The following is an 18586-nucleotide window of genomic DNA, read 5'->3' on the forward strand; positions in this document are numbered from 1 at the left end:
ATACAGCGAAAGTTGAACTTTATGCAGAGATAGCAGACAAAACCGCTTGTCCAGCATTGATGTAAACGCATACATATTATATAATTCAAGATACTCTTGCTCTGCTGCTCTTCCATATATGAAATCTGTTACATGTTATAAAGTTATAGTTGTTCACCCAAAATAGGAGGTCTGAGGGGGAAAGGGAATGCGTAAACGTTCAGAGGACAGTCAGAAGGTCTTCACGCGGATTCTGATCGGCATCATTATCAGTACTGTTGCGACCTTACTTGTGGCTTCTGCCATTTTGTACGTTAACTATAATCGTATTGCTCTTCGCCAGGTATATCGGACAGATATGAACAGCCTTACTCAGACCAGCCGTGAAGTGGCCAAAATGACCGAGACTGCGAAATCATTGTCATATCAGATCTATCAAGACTACACCATCTCTGCATTACTATTCTATTCCAAACCGGATATCTATGAAATCACATCAGCAATGGAACAACTCGATAACTACCAGATGTCCCTTCCTTTTATTGAATCCATCTATGTATATAACTCCAAAAGTAATGAATTCTTTATCAGTTCCAACGAAGTGCGCAATGGGCAGCAATCCACCTCGGAGATCGACGACCAGGGAATAACAGGTATCCTCCAGCACTTTCATGACTATAAACCTTTTGTTCCGATCCCGCGTACATATCAGGTCGGCTCTACCGAAGCCACGGAGGTTAACAGTTATACCTACCTCTGTTATGACACCATCAACGATAACACTAAGCTAAACTTTGCTGTCATTGTGAATATCAAGGATGATTGGCTCAGTCCCAATATGAACACGGTGGATCAACCAGGCAAGACATTTATTGTAAATGAGAACGGAGACCTTTTATCTGAATTCGGCAACCGCACATTAATGAGTAATCTTTCCAACGAGGCTTTTATGCTGCCGATTATGCAAGATGCTGAACAATCTGCTTATTTTACCGAAGAGGTTGACGGAGAAAAATCACTCATTACCTACACCGCTCCTGATAGCCTGGGCTGGCGGTATGTAAGAATAACGCCGTATGACCTGATTACCTCCGATATACGTAGCATGCGTACTCATACTGTTTTGTTTTGTATTGGACTGCTCATTGCAGGTGTGCTGCTCTCCTACCTTGTATCCCGTAAATTATATCATCCGATTGATAAAGTGCTTGTTCGTTTGCGAGTGATGGAAGCGGAACGACGTGGAAGTCTGCATCTTTTGCGTCAAGATTTCTTGCGAGGGGCTCTACAAGGCCGTGAAACGGTAACCGGAGGTATGCTGGAAGAACGAATGAAGTTCTATGGTTCCTCCATAGATATACATCGTGCATCAAGGCTGGTCTTGCTGCGTATTGACCACTTTACCGAATTCAGCGAAACATATCGTGATGAGACACAACTGGTGAAATACGCCATGATGAACATATGCACCGAGACGGCTGATCTTCATTACAATGCGGAGGCTGTAGACATGGGCGGTGATCTGATCACACTCATTTTCAATGAAAAATTGGATATCCAGGCACAAGGGCAACCTGCTCTTAACCGAATCGAAGAGCTGCTGCGCATGATGCAGGCTGCTGTGATGACACACTTGAAATGCTCCATCTCTTGTACCATCGGCACGGAGGAAGCTTCACTGGAAGACAGCATCGCATCCTACACCCGATCAGCTGAAGCTTCGCTCCATCGTTTGTTCATGGGACCGGGCTGCCTGATCTATACGTCAGATATTATGGCTTATCATATGAAAGAGTACGCATTCCCGGCAGGCAAGGAACGACAGCTAGTCGATTATCTGATGACAGGCAAGACGCGAGAAGCGAAACAAGTCTACGCAGACATTGTTGGCGAGACAGCGGCATATCCGTTTACCGTATTTCAACTAGCACTATCCCACCTGACGATGACACTGAATCATGTACGCAATACCCTCAAAAAGAACAATCAGCTTACGCTCGATTCAGTCTCGGATGGCTTGATGCTGCCAGTCAAAGACGCTGAGGACATCAGCGAGGTGCATGAGCACTTCTATCGGATGTTCGATGAGCTTGGTTCCAAAGTAGAGGAGAAACGCACCCTGAAACACGAAGAACTGATTAATAAAATCAATGCTATTATTGAACGGGACTACGCCGACCCCAATCTATGCCTAACCTCGATTGCAGATGAACTGGGCATGTCACCCATCTATGTGAGCAGACTCTACAAACAGCTCACCCTGAAAGGGCTTACGGATGTGATTAACGAAACCCGGATCGCCAAGGCTCAGAATCTGTTAGTGGAGACAGAGAACTCCGTTGCCGATATTGCCGAGAGAACCGGGTTCACGAACAGTTCCTACTTCTACCGCATGTTCAAGAAATTCAACGGTGTTACGCCGAATGACTATCGTCGTAAAGAGCTTCATTCAGAGCAGTTATAAGCAAAAAGCGACACATGATGAGATTCCATCTTGTGTCGCTCTTCTTGTATGAGTTCAATGTTATTCTTGATCCTGATCTTCTTCGCCAGACTCGTCTGTAGCTTCGCGAACTTTATACTTGTCCAGACGGATCTGCTGGTACTCATGCAAGGCTTCTTCACCAACAATCACTTCAACCCGGTGAATGTTCATGCCTTTACCCATGAATTTCTGCTCATACTCGGTCATCACATGTTCTTCGTTCAAACCATCGCGGTGCAGATTCAAAGAAAGATTCGTCATTTGCAGGCCATAGTCGGAAATGGCGTTGAGCGAGAAATCGAACAGCGTCTCCGAATCGGTTTTGAAATGAATCTGTCCCTTAGGATTAAGCAATTCAGTGTACTTCTTCAGGAAACGCGGATGAGTCAAACGACGGCGTGCATGCTTGGCCTTTGGCCAGGGATCACTGAAGTTCAGGTAGATCCGCTCCAGTTCTTCTGGTGCAAACACATCTTCAATCTGTTCGATATTAGCGAGCGCCAGCTTCAGGTTGGGAGGAGTCTCCACGTCCGCCTGACTCCACGCATTACGAGCTTTCTCACTGGCACGACGCACCAGTTCATCGTACATATCAATTCCGACAAAATTATATTCCGGATATTTATAACTCATTTGGCTGATAAATTGACCTTTACCCATACCAAATTCCACAAAGATCGGATGGTCATTACCAAACAGTTCAGACCATTTCCCTTTGTACTGTTTGGGGTCCAGCACAACAAGATCTACTTGTTGCTCTAGATTTTCTCTTATGCCTTTTCTGCCACGTAAACGCATTTTATTCCTCCGTTTGTCCCATACTTGTCTCAGACTTATTTTGCCGAAGAACTGGCAAATTGTAAAGAGCAATGAAAAGGGAATCTTCGGATCTGCCACTTTGGGCAAATCTCAAAGATTCCCTCTTCGATTTATTTGGAATTGGGGTCCAACTACTTTAGTAGTTCATAGTCTACCTTATCTTGGTGTGAAAAATCAAATGTCTTTTCGAAAGCATCGCGAACTTTTTGTCTTGCAGCCGCTTTCACTTTCGGATTCCCATTAAAACGAACACCTGTCAAAGCCAGCGCTTCCTCTGCTGTCAATTCAACGGACACATGATTCAACTCATTGTTTTTAACTTGGGAATTCATTCATATCACCTCACGGTATAGTATGGTCCATGACGTCAACATTGATGCGAATGCTATGATGAATACTACCCATTAGATGGTGTTTGACGTTGATTTAAATATAACACAAGGTGTAAACTATAGCAAGGAGAAAACCCTGATTTTACGCCCTATTTTTGCGTTTCGATTCCCTTTTTTTTCGGTTTTTTGATACAATGATAAAAGTTCATGAAGACACCTAAAATCGCTATCGATCGTCATTGATGAAAATCGCATAGCGCTTCAATTTTTGTTCACGTATGATAACTGTAATTCGACAGCCAAAGGAGTACCTGAAGATGAATGCACCTGCATTACAGCCCCCCTTCTATGGGGAGATAAACGATTCCATACCTGGAATTACGAGATGCGAGATCAATTTAAGAATAAGGTTTTCAAAGTCATGCTGGATGCCGGTTTCACATGTCCTAACCGAGATGGTTCTATTGCCAAAGGTGGCTGTACCTTCTGTAGTGCTCGCGGATCAGGTGATTTTGCTGGCAGCAGACGTGAGGATCTGGTGACCCAATTCAATACGATTAAGGATAGACAACATCTGAAGTGGCCTACTGCCCACTATATCGGTTATTTCCAAGCCTATACGAACACGTATGCTCCGGTGGAGGAGCTGCGCGAATATTTCGAAGAAATTCTACAGCAGCCAGGTGTTGTTGGTTTGTCCATTGCCACTCGACCGGATTGTTTGCCAGATGACGTTGTTGATTATCTGGCTGAACTTAATGAGCGCACCTACCTGTGGGTGGAGATGGGGTTGCAAACGATTCACGATTCCACATCGACATTGATCAATCGGGCACACGATACGCAATGTTACGAAGAAGCGGTTACGAAATTGCGCAAACGGAATATACGTGTTTGTACACATATTATCTATGGTCTGCCTCAAGAGACGCATGACATGATGCTGGATACTGGACGTGCTGTCGCCAACATGGATGTACAGGGCATTAAGATCCACTTGCTGCATCTAATGCGCAAAACGCCAATGGTGAAGCAATATGAAGCCGGACTTCTCCGTTTTCTCGAACAGGACGAGTACATCAAATTGATTGTAGATACGCTGGAGATGCTTCCACCGGAAATGATCGTACACCGTCTTACAGGCGACGCACCGCGTGATTTGCTGATTGGGCCGATGTGGTCCCTGAACAAATGGGAAGTATTGAATGCGATTGATCGTGAGCTGCGAGAGCGGGATTCATGGCAAGGAAAGTACTGGAGGCGGGCATAGATGGGTTTTCTTTCAGTTCTCAGTAGTGCTCATCAATGGATTGCTTCTCGTCTACAGCCTGGCGATCTGGCTATAGATGCAACGGTTGGTACAGGAGCAGACACGCTATTCTTGGCACAACAAGTAGGTCATCGTGGACAAGTCATTGGATTCGATGTTCAAAGTGAAGCTCTAACGCTGGCTCAAGCCAGAATTCGAAAACAAGATGATGCAGCCAAACTTGGCTCCATCTCCATGCTTCAACTAAACCATGATCGAATGGTCGAAGCTGTACCTGACTCATGGATTGGAGCAGTTGGCGCGATCATGTTCAATCTGGGATACCTGCCTTCGGAAGGTGCGGATTCCTCGATTATCACCGAGACGTCTAGTACGATAGCCGCTCTGGAGGCTGCTCTGTCCTTATTGCGCACGAAGGGAATCATTACGGTTGTGCTCTACCCTGGTCATGATGGAGGTGCACAGGAAGCGGAAGCCGTATTAAAATGGTCCTCTGCCCTGCCTGTTGAACAGGCACAGGTCGTGATGTATCGCCAGTTGCAGCGAGAAACGTCTCCTTTTCTGATTGGAATTGAGAAAAAATAATTTCCTTTGTTCACCAAATACAATAAACTAGACACAATCGCGAGGCGAGCTATTGCAGGTTCAGCCTTCGAACGATATGTGTTCTATATCAACATATGCAAACGTATTCACTTGTTTGTTCATGGTGACTATGCACCATGACTGATTAAAGCGATCCAACATTTCATATACTAGAGGAGAGATTACAGATGTCTACGCCATATCCATTACAATTCCAACCTGAATTCAAAGAACGAGTATGGGGTGGTCGCGCTCTGGAGCAATTCGGCCTTACGCCCCCTGAAGGACATATTGGAGAAGGATGGATGATTGCCGATCATCCGAACGGTACAACCAAGGTATTAAATGGAGCACTTGCTGGCAAAGGTCTGGATGAAGTTCGTGAGCAACTGGGTACCGAGTGGCTCGGGTCCAAAGGTGTTTCCGAAAAAGGCGGACGTTTCCCGCTCCTGATTAAGCTGCTCGACTGTAATGATGATCTGTCCGTGCAGGTTCACCCGACAGACGATTATGAGGCCCTTCCTCCTGGGGAGCTTGGCAAAACGGAAATGTGGTATGTACTGGATGCCAAACCGGGCGCACACATCATCTACGGCTTGAATGAAGGCGTTGATCGCGCAATATTGAAAGAAGCACTGGAGAACGGTTCAGTGATGGATACCCTCCGTCAAGTCCCTGTTGAGGCTGGCGATACGTTCTTTATTCCTGCGGGAACCGTACATGCACTCTGTGCCGGTGTGGTTGTCGCTGAAATTCAGCAAAACTCGGATACGACGTACCGAATTTACGATTATAATCGTCCAGGGCTGGACGGCAATCCTCGTGAGTTGCATGTGGAAGACTCGTTGAACGTAACCGCCTACGAAGGTGCGGGTGCTTCAACGATGAAAACAAACAACGCCACTTCTGGTGAATGGCTCAAGCTTGCGGAATGCCCTTATTTCGTGGTAGAAAAGGGCGTTGTCACTGAACGTTGGGAACTCTCTACAAGCCCTGACAGCTTCACGATTCTTGTTGTCTGTGAAGGTGTGGGAACACTCTCGTGGGCTCAGGACGGATCAGAACATATCGAACTGAAGGCCGGACAATGTTATCTCTTGCCAGCCAATCTGGGTTCGTATACGTTAGATGGAAATACCACTGTTCTTCGCTCTTATCTGCCATAAATTAAGTTTATATGTGACCTGTGAAGGAGGAATTACACGAGATGCAGGAGTCTACCTTTGCCCTGGTCGGTAGTGAAGGTACCCGTATTCATGTGTACCGCTGGCTTCCCGATCCGGAATGCAACGTTAAGGGCGTGGTGCAAATCGCACATGGCATGGGCGAAACCGCAGCCCGATACGCCGAATTCGCTGATTCGCTCACCCGTCACGGCTATGCGGTCTATGCCAACGACCATCGGGGTCATGGCAAAACGGTGGAGAATGCCAATCTGCTCGGTAATGCCGGGATCGATGCCTTCCGCTGGATGGCGAGTGATATGATCAACTTGGGCGAAGTAGCCGCCAAGGAGAATCCCGGGGTGCCCTTGTTTTTGATGGGGCACAGCATGGGGTCGTTTTTGGTACAGCATCTAATGTACGCAGATCATGAGCGGTACCATGCCTTTATTTTATCCGGGACCAATGGCAGACGCGGTCTTCTCCATATGGGGGAGAGACTGGCTTTCTTGCAGTGCGGCATTCAGGGGGCTGCCCATCCCAGCATGCTGCTCAATGCTCTTGTATTCGGTGGATTCAACCGCTCATTCCGCCCTGCTACGACGCCGTTTGATTGGCTGTCCCGGGACTCCGAAGAGGTTCAACGGTTCATTGAGGATCCCATGTGCGGAGCGGTCTGTACAGCCGGATTCTTCCGTGACTTCTTCAAATTGTTGCTTGAAGTTCACCTTCCACGCAATATGGAGCGCATACCCAAGCATAAACCCGTATTTCTGTTCTCGGGTGAGAAGGACCCGGTTGGGCTTCATGGCAAAGGCGTCCTTAATCTGGTATCGCAGTACAAGAAGCTCCAGCTTGAGGATATTGAATACCGTCTATATCCGGGTGGACGTCATGAGATGCTACACGAAACAAATCGTACCGAAGTAGCCCAGCATGTTGTGCACTGGCTTGAGCGGCATACACCAGACACTAACTCTAACGTGCATTCGGGTGCAATAAGCCCTGCTGAGATGGCTGACTCTATATAGGTTATATTTTGGATCGGGTATGACAAGAAAAGCCCCTGAACGGGTCTACAGCTCACGCTGTGCTCCAGTTCAGGGGCTTTCTTGTTCCACGTTATGAATAATTGCAATGATTAAACCTTATGGATTAACCCTCAATTAACAATGATTCTGGATCTTCGAGCAATTCCTTCACGGTCACCAGGAAACGCACAGCCTCACTGCCGTCGATAATCCGGTGATCATAGGACAACGCGATGTACATCATTGGACGATTCTCCATCCGCTCTGCATCAATCGCTACTGGGCGAAGCTGAATTTTATGCATACCCAGAATACCTACCTGAGGTGTGTTCAGGATTGGCGTAGACAACAAAGATCCAAATGTTCCACCATTGGTGATGGTGAACGTTCCGCCTTGCAGGTCAGACAATGCCAACGTGTTGGAACGAGCTTTGGATGCCAGGTCCGCAATGCTCTTCTCGATCTCGGCGAAGCCCAGACGGTCTGCATCACGTACAACCGGTACAACAAGTCCTTCCTTCGCAGATACGGCGATGCCAATATCATAATACTTTTTGAGCACTACATCGTCGCCATCAATCTCTGCGTTAACCGTAGGGAATTTTTTCAAAGCCCCCACAACCGCTTTGGTGAAGAAGGACATGAAGCCCAGGTTAATCTCATGCTTCTCTTTGAACTTGTCCTTACGACGTTTACGAACATCCATGATGGCAGTCATGTCTACTTCATTAAAGGTAGTCAACATGGCTGCTGTCTGCTGAGCCTCTACCAGACGTTTGGCAATCGTAGCACGGCGGCGGGACATCCGCTGACGCTCTACAGGCTTCGTATAGGTGGAACTTCCAGCTGCCTGGGCACTTGGTGCCGATGGCGTTGGAGTTTTACTCACAGGAGCGGACGCAGGTGCAGGCGCCTGATTGCTATGGCTCTTCACATCATCCTGGTATACCCGTCCAATCGGATCTTTGCTCTGAACCTGGTCCAGCTCAATCCCACGCTCTCGTGCCAGCTTGCGGGCGGACGGTGAAGCTGTCTTGGCACTATCGGATGACTCCGGTGTTGCCGCGTCGGGTGCCGATGGCGTTGGAACCTCAGGTGCAGGAGCGGAAGCCTTTTTATCTTCTGATGCTGCCGGTTCGGAAGCGGATGCACCGCTTCCTCCTCCAGTTCCAGCGGAGAGTGTACCAATCGTTTCACCGATTACTACAGTCTCTCCTTCCGAACGAATGATCTTCTCCAGCACACCACTTTCTTCTGCGCTGATCTCAATATTTACTTTATCCGTTTCCAGTTCAAGAAGTACATCCCCCTGATTAACGGTATCTCCTTCTTTGACCATCCATCTGGATACCGTTCCTTCAGTTATTGACTCACCCATTGCAGGCACTTTAATTTCACTCACAGATGTTACCTCCCCAGTGGAATATTATTCTTCGTCGTTTGCTTCAACGCAGATGTAATAATCTGTTGCTGTTCCATACTATGCACAAGCTGATAACCGCTGGAAGGACTTGCATGTTCCGGGCGGCCTTCGTATCTAACGGTTGTGCCTTCCGGGGCAACTTCACGAAGACGAGGCTCCATGTATGTCCAGGCACCCATGTTTTTGTTTTCTTCCTGTACCCATACCAACTCTTTTAGATTGCTGAAACGTGCAAGTACACGTTTGATCTCTTCTGCCGGGAACGGATACAACTGTTCAACACGAATAATGTGAAGCCATGACCAATCTGCTTTGTCTTTCTCAAAAGCATCTTCCAGGTCAATGGCAATCTTGCCACTGCACAAAATAATGCGTTCCACGCGATCCGGCTGTGTACCCAGTCCAGCTTGCTCCAGCACGAGCTCAAACTTACCTTCACTGAATTCAACTGCAGGTGAAGCAACACGCGGATTACGAATGAGACTTTTCGGTGACATCATCACAAGCGGACGAGCATCTTCCGTTTCAGTCAATGAAGCTTGACGACGCAACAAGTGGAAGTACTGAGAGGCACTCGACAAGTTAGCAACCGTCATATTGTCTTCTGCACAGAGCTGAAGGAAACGTTCCAGACGAGCGCTTGTATGCTCAGGTCCCTGTCCCTCATTCGCATGTGGAAGCAACATCACCAGACTGGATTGCTGAGACCACTTGGCGCGACCCGCTGATATAAACTGGTCAAAAATGACCTGCGCACAGTTGGCAAAGTCCCCGAATTGAGCTTCCCAAATGACCAATGTATCTGGTGAATAAACGTTATATCCGTATTCGAATCCAACGACGGATTCTTCAGACAACGGACTGTTATAGATGGCAAAGGATGCTCTTGCCTGTGGCAAGTGATGCAACGGACAGAACTTTGCTCCATTCTCCGAATCGTGCAGCACCAGATTCCGATGAGCGAATGTAGCGCGCTCGGCATCCTGTCCACTGATCCGAATCGGTTTGCCATCTGCCAGTATGGTCGCGAATGCGAGTGTCTCCGCAAGGCTCCAATCCACTTTCTCCCCTTCGTTCAGGGAAGTGCTTCGGCGTTGCAAAATACGCTGCAACTTCGGATATACATTGAAATTCTCAGGCCATTTCAGCAGATCGGCATTAATACTGCGCAGATTCTCCAGTGGTACTGCTGTAGGCATAATCGTAACGGCTTCCGGCTCGCTGATTTTCCGTTGATAATATTCATGTACTTCATTTTTCTTCATCAAATTATAAGCTTCTTTTAATTTGTTCGTTACGCCATCACGAATGCTCGTAATGGACGCATCGTCGATAATCGATTCCTGCTTCAACTGATCCTGATACAAGTGGCTTACCGTTGGATGGTTCTTCACTTTGTCATAGACAAGAGGCTGAGTCGTTTCAGGATCATCTGTTTCATTATGACCGTAACGACGATAACCGATCAAGTCAATCAGGAAATCCTTTTTGAACCGGTTGCGATACTCTGCTGCCATGCGAATGGCTGCAATACAAGCCTCAGGATTATCTGCATTAACGTGTACAATCGGAATTTCGTAACCTTTGGCAAGGTCACTTGCATAATACGTTGAACGCGAGTCACTGCTGTCGGTAGTGAAACCCAGACGATTGTTGACAATAATATGAATGGTTCCACCGTTCTGATAACCAGGCAAAGCCTTGAAGTTGAGCGTCTCTGCAACGATTCCTTCTCCAGGGAACGCTGCATCACCATGCATTAGAATTGTGGCTGCCTTCGTTACGTCCTGTTTCGGATATCCAGGGTCACGACGGTCATCTTGAGCCGCACGTGCAAACCCCTGTACAACCGGATTGACATACTCCAGATGACTCGGGTTATTAGCCAAAGTAAGGCGAGCCTGCACCGTTTCACCGTCTTTTACAAAACGGTTGGCACCCATATGATATTTGACATCCCCCGTCCAACCATAGTTGATTCCGGTCGAACCTTCCGATGGAACCAGGTCTTTATTCGGAGCATGATGGAATTCAGAGAAAATCTTGCTGTACGGTTTACCCAACACATGAGCCAATACATTCAACCGCCCACGGTGGGCCATACCCATTAGAATGTGGCTTGATCCGGCTTCTACCATGATACGAACAGCTTCATCCAGCATCGGTACAAGTACATCGTTACCCTCGATGGAGAAACGTTTCTGCCCCACAAATGTTTTGTGAAGGTAATCTTCAAATTGTTCGACTTCAACCAAACGTTCCAGCAAAGTCTTACGTTCCTTCGACGTAAGCGGAGCCGGTGATGTCCGTGATTCCGCACGGCGATTCAGCCACTCACGCTCTTGCACTTCGTGCACATGACTGAATTCATACGCCATCGGTCCAGTGTAAATCTGACGCAAGCGCTGGATGGCATCCCAGCCGGTTACTGTCTGACCATCTGCACCTTCCCAGATTAGAGATGCAGGTAAGGCTTTCAGATCTTCTTCATTTAATTCAAAATGCTGAGGTTCCAGCAAAGATGTATCTGTATTTTCACTGATTCCAAGCGGATCAATATCTGCAGCAAGATGACCGTACGTACGGATGTTCATTACCAATTTGCCTGCTGTAACCGCTTTCTGTAATAACTGAATGTCTACGTTTCCGGAAGCAGATTGGGCATTGCCTGAATTCAAGGTTGTACGTGCGTCCCTGCCAGACATCGGCGGTGCACCCCATTGTTCAAATAATTCGCGATATGCCGGTGTAACTGCACCCGGGTCTTGAGAGTATAATTCATATTGTTCCTGTACGTATCCCATATTGGGGCCATAGTAACTTTCCCAGGGTTTCTTGTTGCCTTCCACGATCGTCATCGACGTTCCCTCCGTCTTGATTTAGTCATAAGTTTTTGACGGAAATCATTGACTAAGCCGTAATTTGCGTTCGTTCAACATTTTAAGCGAAATTTTTCATGAAGTCCAATAATCGTGCTGTTGGTGGTAGTAACGTTAGTCCGACTCTCCCGTCAAGGTTTGTCTGCGTTTTCAAAATCAAAGTAAAACAATGATTGTATATACCGTCGCACAGATGTCGAATACTGTCCTGATCCGTTCGAAGGTTGCACCTTCTTCTCATTTTCAAGTGAAGTACGTGCTCTACTGTCTATTCTATAAACTTTTACGCTCAGGAGCATTTCCTATTTTTAGTTCAATTGATGCATAAATTAGATGAATCGAATAATTCGAGCATTTTGAGTAGGACAACGAACACTAATTTCATGGAAAAGTCATATGATCTCCCATTTTACCTCCTAAGTTAAATTGTCGTCCATTATGTTCAAAAACAAACCATTAAGTTAAACATTAATCAATTAGCATGTGATTCAACAAAATTTGGATTTTCCTTCGAGAACTAAACAGATAAAAGCTGGCCCAGACATCAACTATCCGAGCAGCTTTTTTGGACACAGCAATTTTGAGTGGGCAATGTTGTTGTTTATGCGCATCAAGCTGTACTTTGACTAATCATATAAGATGCAAACGGCGTGAGGGACAGATTTCTGACCTGCTCCAGTGTAAACCAGTCTGCGCCCAATGAATCTTCACCATCGGGTTCCTTTTTGATATGATTCGGCTGACTGGCTGCAGTCAATACGACATCATACAACATCCCGATATGGTGCAGCTCTTCCGGCTCACCTTGATACACCCATTCCAGTACCGTAGACTCCGCAGAACGAATCACGACTTGTAGATGGGTTAGACCCGTCTCTTCTTCAATCTCACGATGAAGAGCGGTCCCTGGCTGCTCACCAAATTCCAGCCTTCCGCCTGGTAAATCCCATTTCCCTTGATGTGCACCGCGAGCCTTATGAATGAACAGGAATTTGTGCTCCCAAGCGACCAAACCATACACCCCAATATGCGTATACCGATTCACTTATATGCTCTTCCTCTCGTCCTCTGTTTCGGCATTCAGATCAATTGCCAACCGGATCATATCGAGACAGCGAATGCCGTCCTCTATAATTTCTTCCTCATAATGCCTTACAAAGAAGTCACGATCGACCCCGATAATGCGGAAACCGCAACGTTGGTATAACTTCAATTGATGAAAGCTTGAGTTACCTGTCCCAATTTCAAGAATCCGGCAGCCTAGTCTCCGCGCAGCTTCCATCGCTTCCTTGATTATATGTTTGCCTACACCTTGTCCCTGTAGTTCTTCCTGTACAGCAATATTAACAATCTCGGCAGTCTCCGGACGAGTCTTGAGCAATACGAACTCCCCTACCATTTCGCCCTCATACTCCGCAATAAAACAAACACCCCGGCTCAGGTATTCGTCAACAATTGCTTTTGAAGGATCAGCCATTAATAAAAGTCCATACGGCTTTTCTTCATCCCAGTCCAAAATCCGGAACGATAATTTCATGAAAATCTCCACCTTTTCATCGTACAATATTCATTACGTTCTGTTTGCAGAAGCCTATGTATGGCGAATCTACAAATATATCCTTCTCTGTTCCAACAAACTAATTCACCCAATCTAATAACCAACCACTGTTCCGACCCTTTCCTATAAAAGAAGTAAACTTCATTATATCATAATATTTGGATATAAATATATAGATATGGATGATACAATATGGGTCATATATCTAGAACCTAATTACCATACACCATAAAAGTCTCTTGTAAAGTACGTCCCGAAGACTTTTCCCAGATTACGCTCCGCTCAAATGTACCTCTCTTGAAGAACCGTGGAAAACGTTCTGCAAACCAGTCCTGCATAGGTAAATCAAACACCTGCTTCATTGGCACCCATAACAGTGCGCCTTCCGGCGGCTCTGGCAACAACTGACCCTCGAATGAAGTCGCCAGATAGTTGAATACCATGTAACGTAATCCTTGCTCGGGGTCACAGAATTCATCAAGCCCTTTATACGTAATCTCGTTCACAACAAGTCCTGTCTCTTCCAGAACTTCTCGCATAGCACCATCCACAATACTCTCTGGAAAGTCTACCTTCCCTCCGGGCGCGATGTAACCAGGAAATCCTTTGCGATCCGGACGATTCATTAACAGCACCTGATCATTCATTTGGTCCCATACCATGCACATCGTTAATATCTCTATTCGGGTATTCATGTTCATCCTCCCACTAATCTGCTCTTCTCCGTAGTACATTAACATTTCTGGGAATATCATCTTTTTTCCTGCTTGATTTCTATTCCGATGTATCGGTATTTTTACCATTCGGACGATAGGTTTCATTACAATATATGCGCATATGAAAAGCGGACATCCTGTAACAAGAGGCCCGCCTGTTTTGAGCTATTCAATGCTGCTCATTTCCTTAGCTCAGTTGTTCAAGTTCTCAGCTCAATCCCGTAATCCGTACGCGACGTTCTTTCCACTCCGCCCGGCGATAAGCCTGCTGCATACCAAATTTGCGGATACTTGCCTTCGGTACCGATTTGTATGGCAAAACAACCGTAAATTCCTCATTAAACGGGAAAAAGGACAAGCCTACTTTTTCATTGGACAGCCACTCCGCCTGAATGGGTTGTCTGGAACAGGCATCAAATGTACAGCTGAGTCCTTCTGCAAAAAAGTCATATCGTGCAGCTGGTGTTCCAGGTTCCTCCATACAGAGAAACAGACTGAGCTGATCACAGAAAAGCATGATTTCTACATCGTTTTCCAGCCTTTGCTTCAATGCTTCAGCATCTCCACCAAGTTCATTCTTCCAACTCAATTGATGTTCCTGTTCTTCTTGCAAATATTCTCTGATGTCTTCATCATCTTGGGCGTTCGCACCCAGATTTTTCTGAAACAACTCGGTATACATCATGCTGCACAATAATCCTGCGTATAGATTTTTCTGCCGAACCTCTTCAATTCCTTTATGGTAGAATACAAAACGCGGACGCAGCGGAAAATCACGAAACGAATAGGGCGACTGACTGTAATCATTCCAGAACGGAGCAGCATCCAGCTCAATCCATCCCCGGTCATGTTCTCTCGCCGCCAGAATCAACTCATCCCGATGTGCAGCATCAGCAAGCCATTCATTTTTCCAGTGTGAAGCCATCTCCCCGGATACTACTCCATGCTCATGCTGTGCGGTCAAAACAAAATCATGCTCTCTCTCATATACGATCATTTGCTGTCACCCTTCCGCATGGTATACGTTGACTTTAACATAAATTGGGTTAAACTTTCCTATAAGTTGCATTTCGTTTCCAGTTTCACGAAATACAACATGAAATGCACCATGTAAAGGTGTTGTCAGTTGCCTGAAATTTGGTACACTAAGGGTTGTGTCCACAATTATCTTACATACAGAAAGCGGGATCTCATGAATTTATACTCTCCTTACATCGAGTTTGACCGCAAGGAATGGGCTGAACTCAAAGAACATCAGACCACTCTTCCACTGACGGAAGCCGAATTAGAACAGTTAAAGGGATTGAATGAAGAGGTATCGATTCAGGAAGTCGAAGATATATATATGCCTCTTACCCACTTTATTGAATTATATGCAAGAGCTTCAAGAGATCTAAATCGATTGACCGCCTCTTTTATGAAAAAAGAAGCTCTCCCCATCCCCTATATTATCGGAATCGGGGGCAGTGTTGCCGTAGGCAAAAGTACAGCAGCCCGTTTGCTGCAAGCTCTGCTCGCCAGAGGTAAAAACAAGCCCAAAGTTGACCTTGTCACAACCGACGGGTTCCTGTATCCCAATGCCGTTCTGGAAGAGAAAGGCATTATGAACCGCAAGGGCTTTCCAGAAAGCTATGACATCAAATCCCTCATTCAGTTCATGGGCGACGTGAAGTCAGGCAAACCCGAAGTGAAAGCACCCATCTACTCTCACCTGGCCTATGATGTCATTCAAGGGGAAGAAAAGCTGATCTGTCAGCCTGACATTCTGATTATCGAAGGCATCAATGTGCTTCAGATCAAAAGGGAAACGCCTTTGCTGGTCAGTGATTTCTTCGACTTCTCCATCTACATCGATGCAGAAGAAGAACACATCAGACACTGGTACGTTGAGCGCTTCAAGCTGCTCCGTAATACAGCGTTTCAGAACAAGGACTCCTTTTTCCACCAACGGTTCTCCAATATCGGCGAAGAGGAAACGGTTCGTACCGCTAATCAGATCTGGCAGGATATCAATGCCAAAAATCTGCATGAGAACATTATGCCAACCAAAGGACGTGCGAGGCTCATTCTGAAAAAGGAAGCCGATCACTCCATTCAGCAGATTCAATTGCGTAAACTGTAATCAGTAATCAGTACACGTGCAGGACACCTTGGATGTTCTGCTTAAATCTACATAAAAGGAGCGAAAATCACATTGCAAACCCTCGTTATACTCGGCAGTATTATGATGTTCTTGGCTGTTGCCTTGGGTGCTTTTGGAGCACACGCGCTCAAGCGTAAATTATCCGCTGACATGATCAAAATCTATGAAACTGGTGTTCAGTATCACATCGCTCACGGTCTTGGAATCATCCTGATCGGACTGCTTGCAGACCAACTCGAATCACCTACACTCGTCATGCTTGCCGGATGGCTATTGTTCGCCGGAATTATCCTCTTCTCTGGCAGCCTGTACGCTTTAAGTGTAACAGGTATTCGCAAATTGGGAGCCATTACCCCACTTGGCGGAGTCACATTTCTAGCTGGATGGGTTATGATCATGTTTGCCGCATTGTAAATATGCCCATGGATAAACGAATAGAGTGTTCTGGCTGATATACTATCGCTGGAGCACTCTTTTGTTGTTCAATCTGTCCATACTCTGCGCATGGTGGGCCATCCTGCATCTGGCCGTTGTCGCTCCAGCACATACACATCCGGGTTAGATAGCTTGGTCCACTCTTCATAACCAAAGGATGGTTCATACTCACGAATAAGCAGTGATAACAAGTTCCCATGGGTAATCACGGCCCCGTGCTGTTCCGGTCTGCTCCACAACTCTTCCAGTAGTTCGAGTCCCCTTGCAGCCGCGTTTCTCGAAGATTCACCGCCTTCTTCCACCCAATCCACATCATCGTATGTACGTTTTAGTACATCCATCCAGTCAGGCAGATCATGAGAGCTAAGTATCCTCTCCTGGAGACGTTCATCCGTATGTATATGTTGCAGCGTTGCTATGCCCAGTGGCATAGCCGTCTGAACGGCTCTTTTCCATGGACTGGAGACAACATACGTTATGGAATGATGAGCCAAGATATCCGCAAGTTTATCGGCCTGTCTAAGCCCTTCATCGGTAAGCTCTGCATGGGGTTCCTGCCCCGTAGCCTTAGCGTGACGGATAAGATAAATGGACTGCATGGCTGTCACCTCCTGTGGTTTAACCTACATGTCACTCTTCTCCAGATATTCAAGTGCGCGACTCATCTTCTCCTGCTCTTCGGGTCGTCCTGATGAACTGAGGAAAGTGACCTGCTTCCCCATTCTCCCTCCATGCTGAGCTACCAGTCCAAGCCGTTGCTTCAGATGTTTGACCGTGCCTGTACTGCCATCAATAATCTGAATGTGACCTGGCAGAACGGTGCGCAGAATCGACGTATAGAATGGATAATGTGTACAGCCAAGAACCACTGTGCCATATGCATGGAGATCGAGACTCGCCAGCTTGGAGCGGAAATAATTGGCGACTTGGGTGGGATCAAAATGGAGCTGTTCACACCACTCCACGAGTTCAGGAAGCGCAATGGAATCCACACTATGGTGATCATCAACACGCGACACGAGTTCGTTATACTTGGTTTGGCTCAACGTGAGCGCCGTTGCAAATACAAGTACTCTCTTCCCACTGTTGCGATTCATCTCCACGGCTGGTTTCACAGCAGGTTCCATGCCGATGATCGGAATATCATACTTGACACGCAGATCCTTCACAGCCAGACTTGTTGCTGTATTACAAGCAATGACGATCGCCTGAACTTTCTCCTGAACGATGGCCTCCACACAATCAAAAATATGTCCTCTAACTTCATCCGCTGACTTGGTTCCATAAGGAACATGCAGTGTATCCGCATAATATAGAAATTGTTCTTCCGGGAACTGCTGCAAAGCCTTATACATCACGGTTAATCCACCGATGCCTGAATCAAAAAAAGCAATATTCTTATTCAAGAATTTATCACCTCTATCACGTATTCTTTCGGGTTCCGGGAACCGCTCATTGCTGCTCATGCTGACTGGAGGTGAAGTTTGTACTTCCGGCTCATCACACACTACAGTGCTTGACGACTTGCGGGAACCATTCCGGTTACGGATCGTTCTTATGATCGCTGTTGTCTCCAAATTTTCTTGAATAACCTTATAGATGTATAAATTCGGAGACAAAGGCGAACGCTATCGCTTCTTCAGAATCGATTCCGCCCCCTCCATTATTTCCGCTAAGTCAGATACTATGGATGATGAACCATTATTCTACGTTCATTTTATACTGCCTGAGCCAGTCCTTGCCACTATGCCACGTCTCTACAGGGTTA

The 18586-nt window shown here is 46.4% G+C and carries 17 protein-coding genes; 7 read left to right on the forward strand and 10 right to left on the reverse strand.

Features of this window, described 5'->3' with window-relative positions:
- Positions 1–187 precede the first annotated feature (187 nt).
- The gene (locus C0Q44_RS14200; RefSeq protein ID WP_105407969.1) at positions 188–2443 is read left to right on the forward strand and encodes an AraC family transcriptional regulator; all 2256 of its coding nucleotides are present in this window, start codon (positions 188–190) and stop codon (positions 2441–2443) included.
- Between the two features lie 60 nt (positions 2444–2503).
- Here C0Q44_RS14200 and trmB read toward each other — a convergent pair whose 3' ends face one another.
- The gene (gene trmB, locus C0Q44_RS14205; protein ID WP_105407970.1) at positions 2504–3262 is read right to left on the reverse strand and encodes a tRNA (guanosine(46)-N7)-methyltransferase TrmB; all 759 of its coding nucleotides are present in this window, start codon (positions 3260–3262) and stop codon (positions 2504–2506) included.
- 152 nt (positions 3263–3414) lie between these two features.
- Positions 3415–3615 (reverse strand): hypothetical protein, encoded by a 201-nt coding sequence (locus C0Q44_RS14210; protein WP_036610190.1) that lies wholly within the window; start codon positions 3613–3615, stop codon positions 3415–3417.
- 331 nt (positions 3616–3946) lie between these two features.
- Between C0Q44_RS14210 and mnmL the strand changes: the two genes are divergently transcribed.
- The 4 genes from mnmL to C0Q44_RS14230 all read left to right on the forward strand — a co-directional run bounded on the left by mnmL (position 3947) and on the right by C0Q44_RS14230 (position 7664).
- Positions 3947–4885, forward strand: a complete 939-nt coding sequence (gene mnmL / locus C0Q44_RS14215; RefSeq protein WP_105408486.1) for a tRNA modification radical SAM protein MnmL/YtqA — start codon at positions 3947–3949, stop codon at positions 4883–4885.
- Positions 4886–5470, forward strand: a complete 585-nt coding sequence (gene mnmM / locus C0Q44_RS14220; protein ID WP_105407971.1) for a tRNA 5-(aminomethyl)-2-thiouridylate-methyltransferase MnmM — start codon at positions 4886–4888, stop codon at positions 5468–5470.
- Positions 5471–5658: 188 nt separating this feature from the next.
- Entirely contained in the window at positions 5659–6636 is a 978-nt protein-coding gene (locus tag C0Q44_RS14225) for a type I phosphomannose isomerase catalytic subunit (protein WP_105407972.1), read from the forward strand.
- Positions 6637–6677: 41 nt separating this feature from the next.
- Positions 6678–7664: an alpha/beta fold hydrolase gene (locus tag C0Q44_RS14230; protein WP_105407973.1), complete on the forward strand. Its 987-nt coding sequence runs from the start codon at positions 6678–6680 to the stop codon at positions 7662–7664.
- 124 nt (positions 7665–7788) lie between these two features.
- Here the strand turns inward: C0Q44_RS14230 and odhB are convergent, their stop codons facing one another.
- The 6 genes from odhB to C0Q44_RS14260 form a co-directional block, all read right to left on the reverse strand.
- Positions 7789–9066, reverse strand: coding sequence for a 2-oxoglutarate dehydrogenase complex dihydrolipoyllysine-residue succinyltransferase (odhB, locus tag C0Q44_RS14235; RefSeq protein ID WP_105407974.1), 1278 nt, complete (start codon positions 9064–9066; stop codon positions 7789–7791).
- Positions 9067–9071: 5 nt separating this feature from the next.
- The gene (locus C0Q44_RS14240) at positions 9072–11945 is read right to left on the reverse strand and encodes a 2-oxoglutarate dehydrogenase E1 component (protein WP_105407975.1); all 2874 of its coding nucleotides are present in this window, start codon (positions 11943–11945) and stop codon (positions 9072–9074) included.
- A 631-nt stretch (positions 11946–12576) separates the two neighbouring features.
- A complete protein-coding gene (locus tag C0Q44_RS14245) occupies positions 12577–13011 on the reverse strand; it encodes an NUDIX domain-containing protein (protein WP_105407976.1) in 435 nt (144 codons plus the stop codon).
- A complete protein-coding gene (locus C0Q44_RS14250; protein ID WP_105407977.1) occupies positions 13012–13503 on the reverse strand; it encodes a GNAT family N-acetyltransferase in 492 nt (163 codons plus the stop codon). It abuts the gene before it with no gap.
- Positions 13504–13736: 233 nt separating this feature from the next.
- Positions 13737–14225: an 8-oxo-dGTP diphosphatase gene (locus C0Q44_RS14255; protein WP_105407978.1), complete on the reverse strand. Its 489-nt coding sequence runs from the start codon at positions 14223–14225 to the stop codon at positions 13737–13739.
- 223 nt (positions 14226–14448) lie between these two features.
- The gene (locus C0Q44_RS14260) at positions 14449–15237 is read right to left on the reverse strand and encodes a DUF3891 family protein (protein ID WP_105407979.1); all 789 of its coding nucleotides are present in this window, start codon (positions 15235–15237) and stop codon (positions 14449–14451) included.
- A gap of 195 nt (positions 15238–15432) precedes the next feature.
- Between C0Q44_RS14260 and coaA the strand changes: the two genes are divergently transcribed.
- Positions 15433–16362, forward strand: a complete 930-nt coding sequence (gene coaA, locus C0Q44_RS14265; RefSeq protein ID WP_105407980.1) for a type I pantothenate kinase — start codon at positions 15433–15435, stop codon at positions 16360–16362.
- Positions 16363–16434: 72 nt separating this feature from the next.
- A complete protein-coding gene (locus C0Q44_RS14270; RefSeq protein WP_105407981.1) occupies positions 16435–16797 on the forward strand; it encodes a DUF423 domain-containing protein in 363 nt (120 codons plus the stop codon).
- Positions 16798–16865: 68 nt separating this feature from the next.
- Here the strand turns inward: C0Q44_RS14270 and C0Q44_RS14275 are convergent, their stop codons facing one another.
- Together C0Q44_RS14275 and murI are read right to left on the reverse strand one after the other, a co-directional pair.
- Positions 16866–17417 (reverse strand): histidine phosphatase family protein, encoded by a 552-nt coding sequence (locus C0Q44_RS14275; protein WP_105407982.1) that lies wholly within the window; start codon positions 17415–17417, stop codon positions 16866–16868.
- Between the two features lie 24 nt (positions 17418–17441).
- The gene (gene murI / locus C0Q44_RS14280) at positions 17442–18284 is read right to left on the reverse strand and encodes a glutamate racemase (protein ID WP_105408487.1); all 843 of its coding nucleotides are present in this window, start codon (positions 18282–18284) and stop codon (positions 17442–17444) included.
- Positions 18285–18586 lie beyond the last annotated feature (302 nt).

The sequence above is a fragment of the Paenibacillus sp. PCH8 genome (assembly GCF_002968835.1).
Lineage (GTDB): Bacteria > Bacillota > Bacilli > Paenibacillales > Paenibacillaceae > Paenibacillus.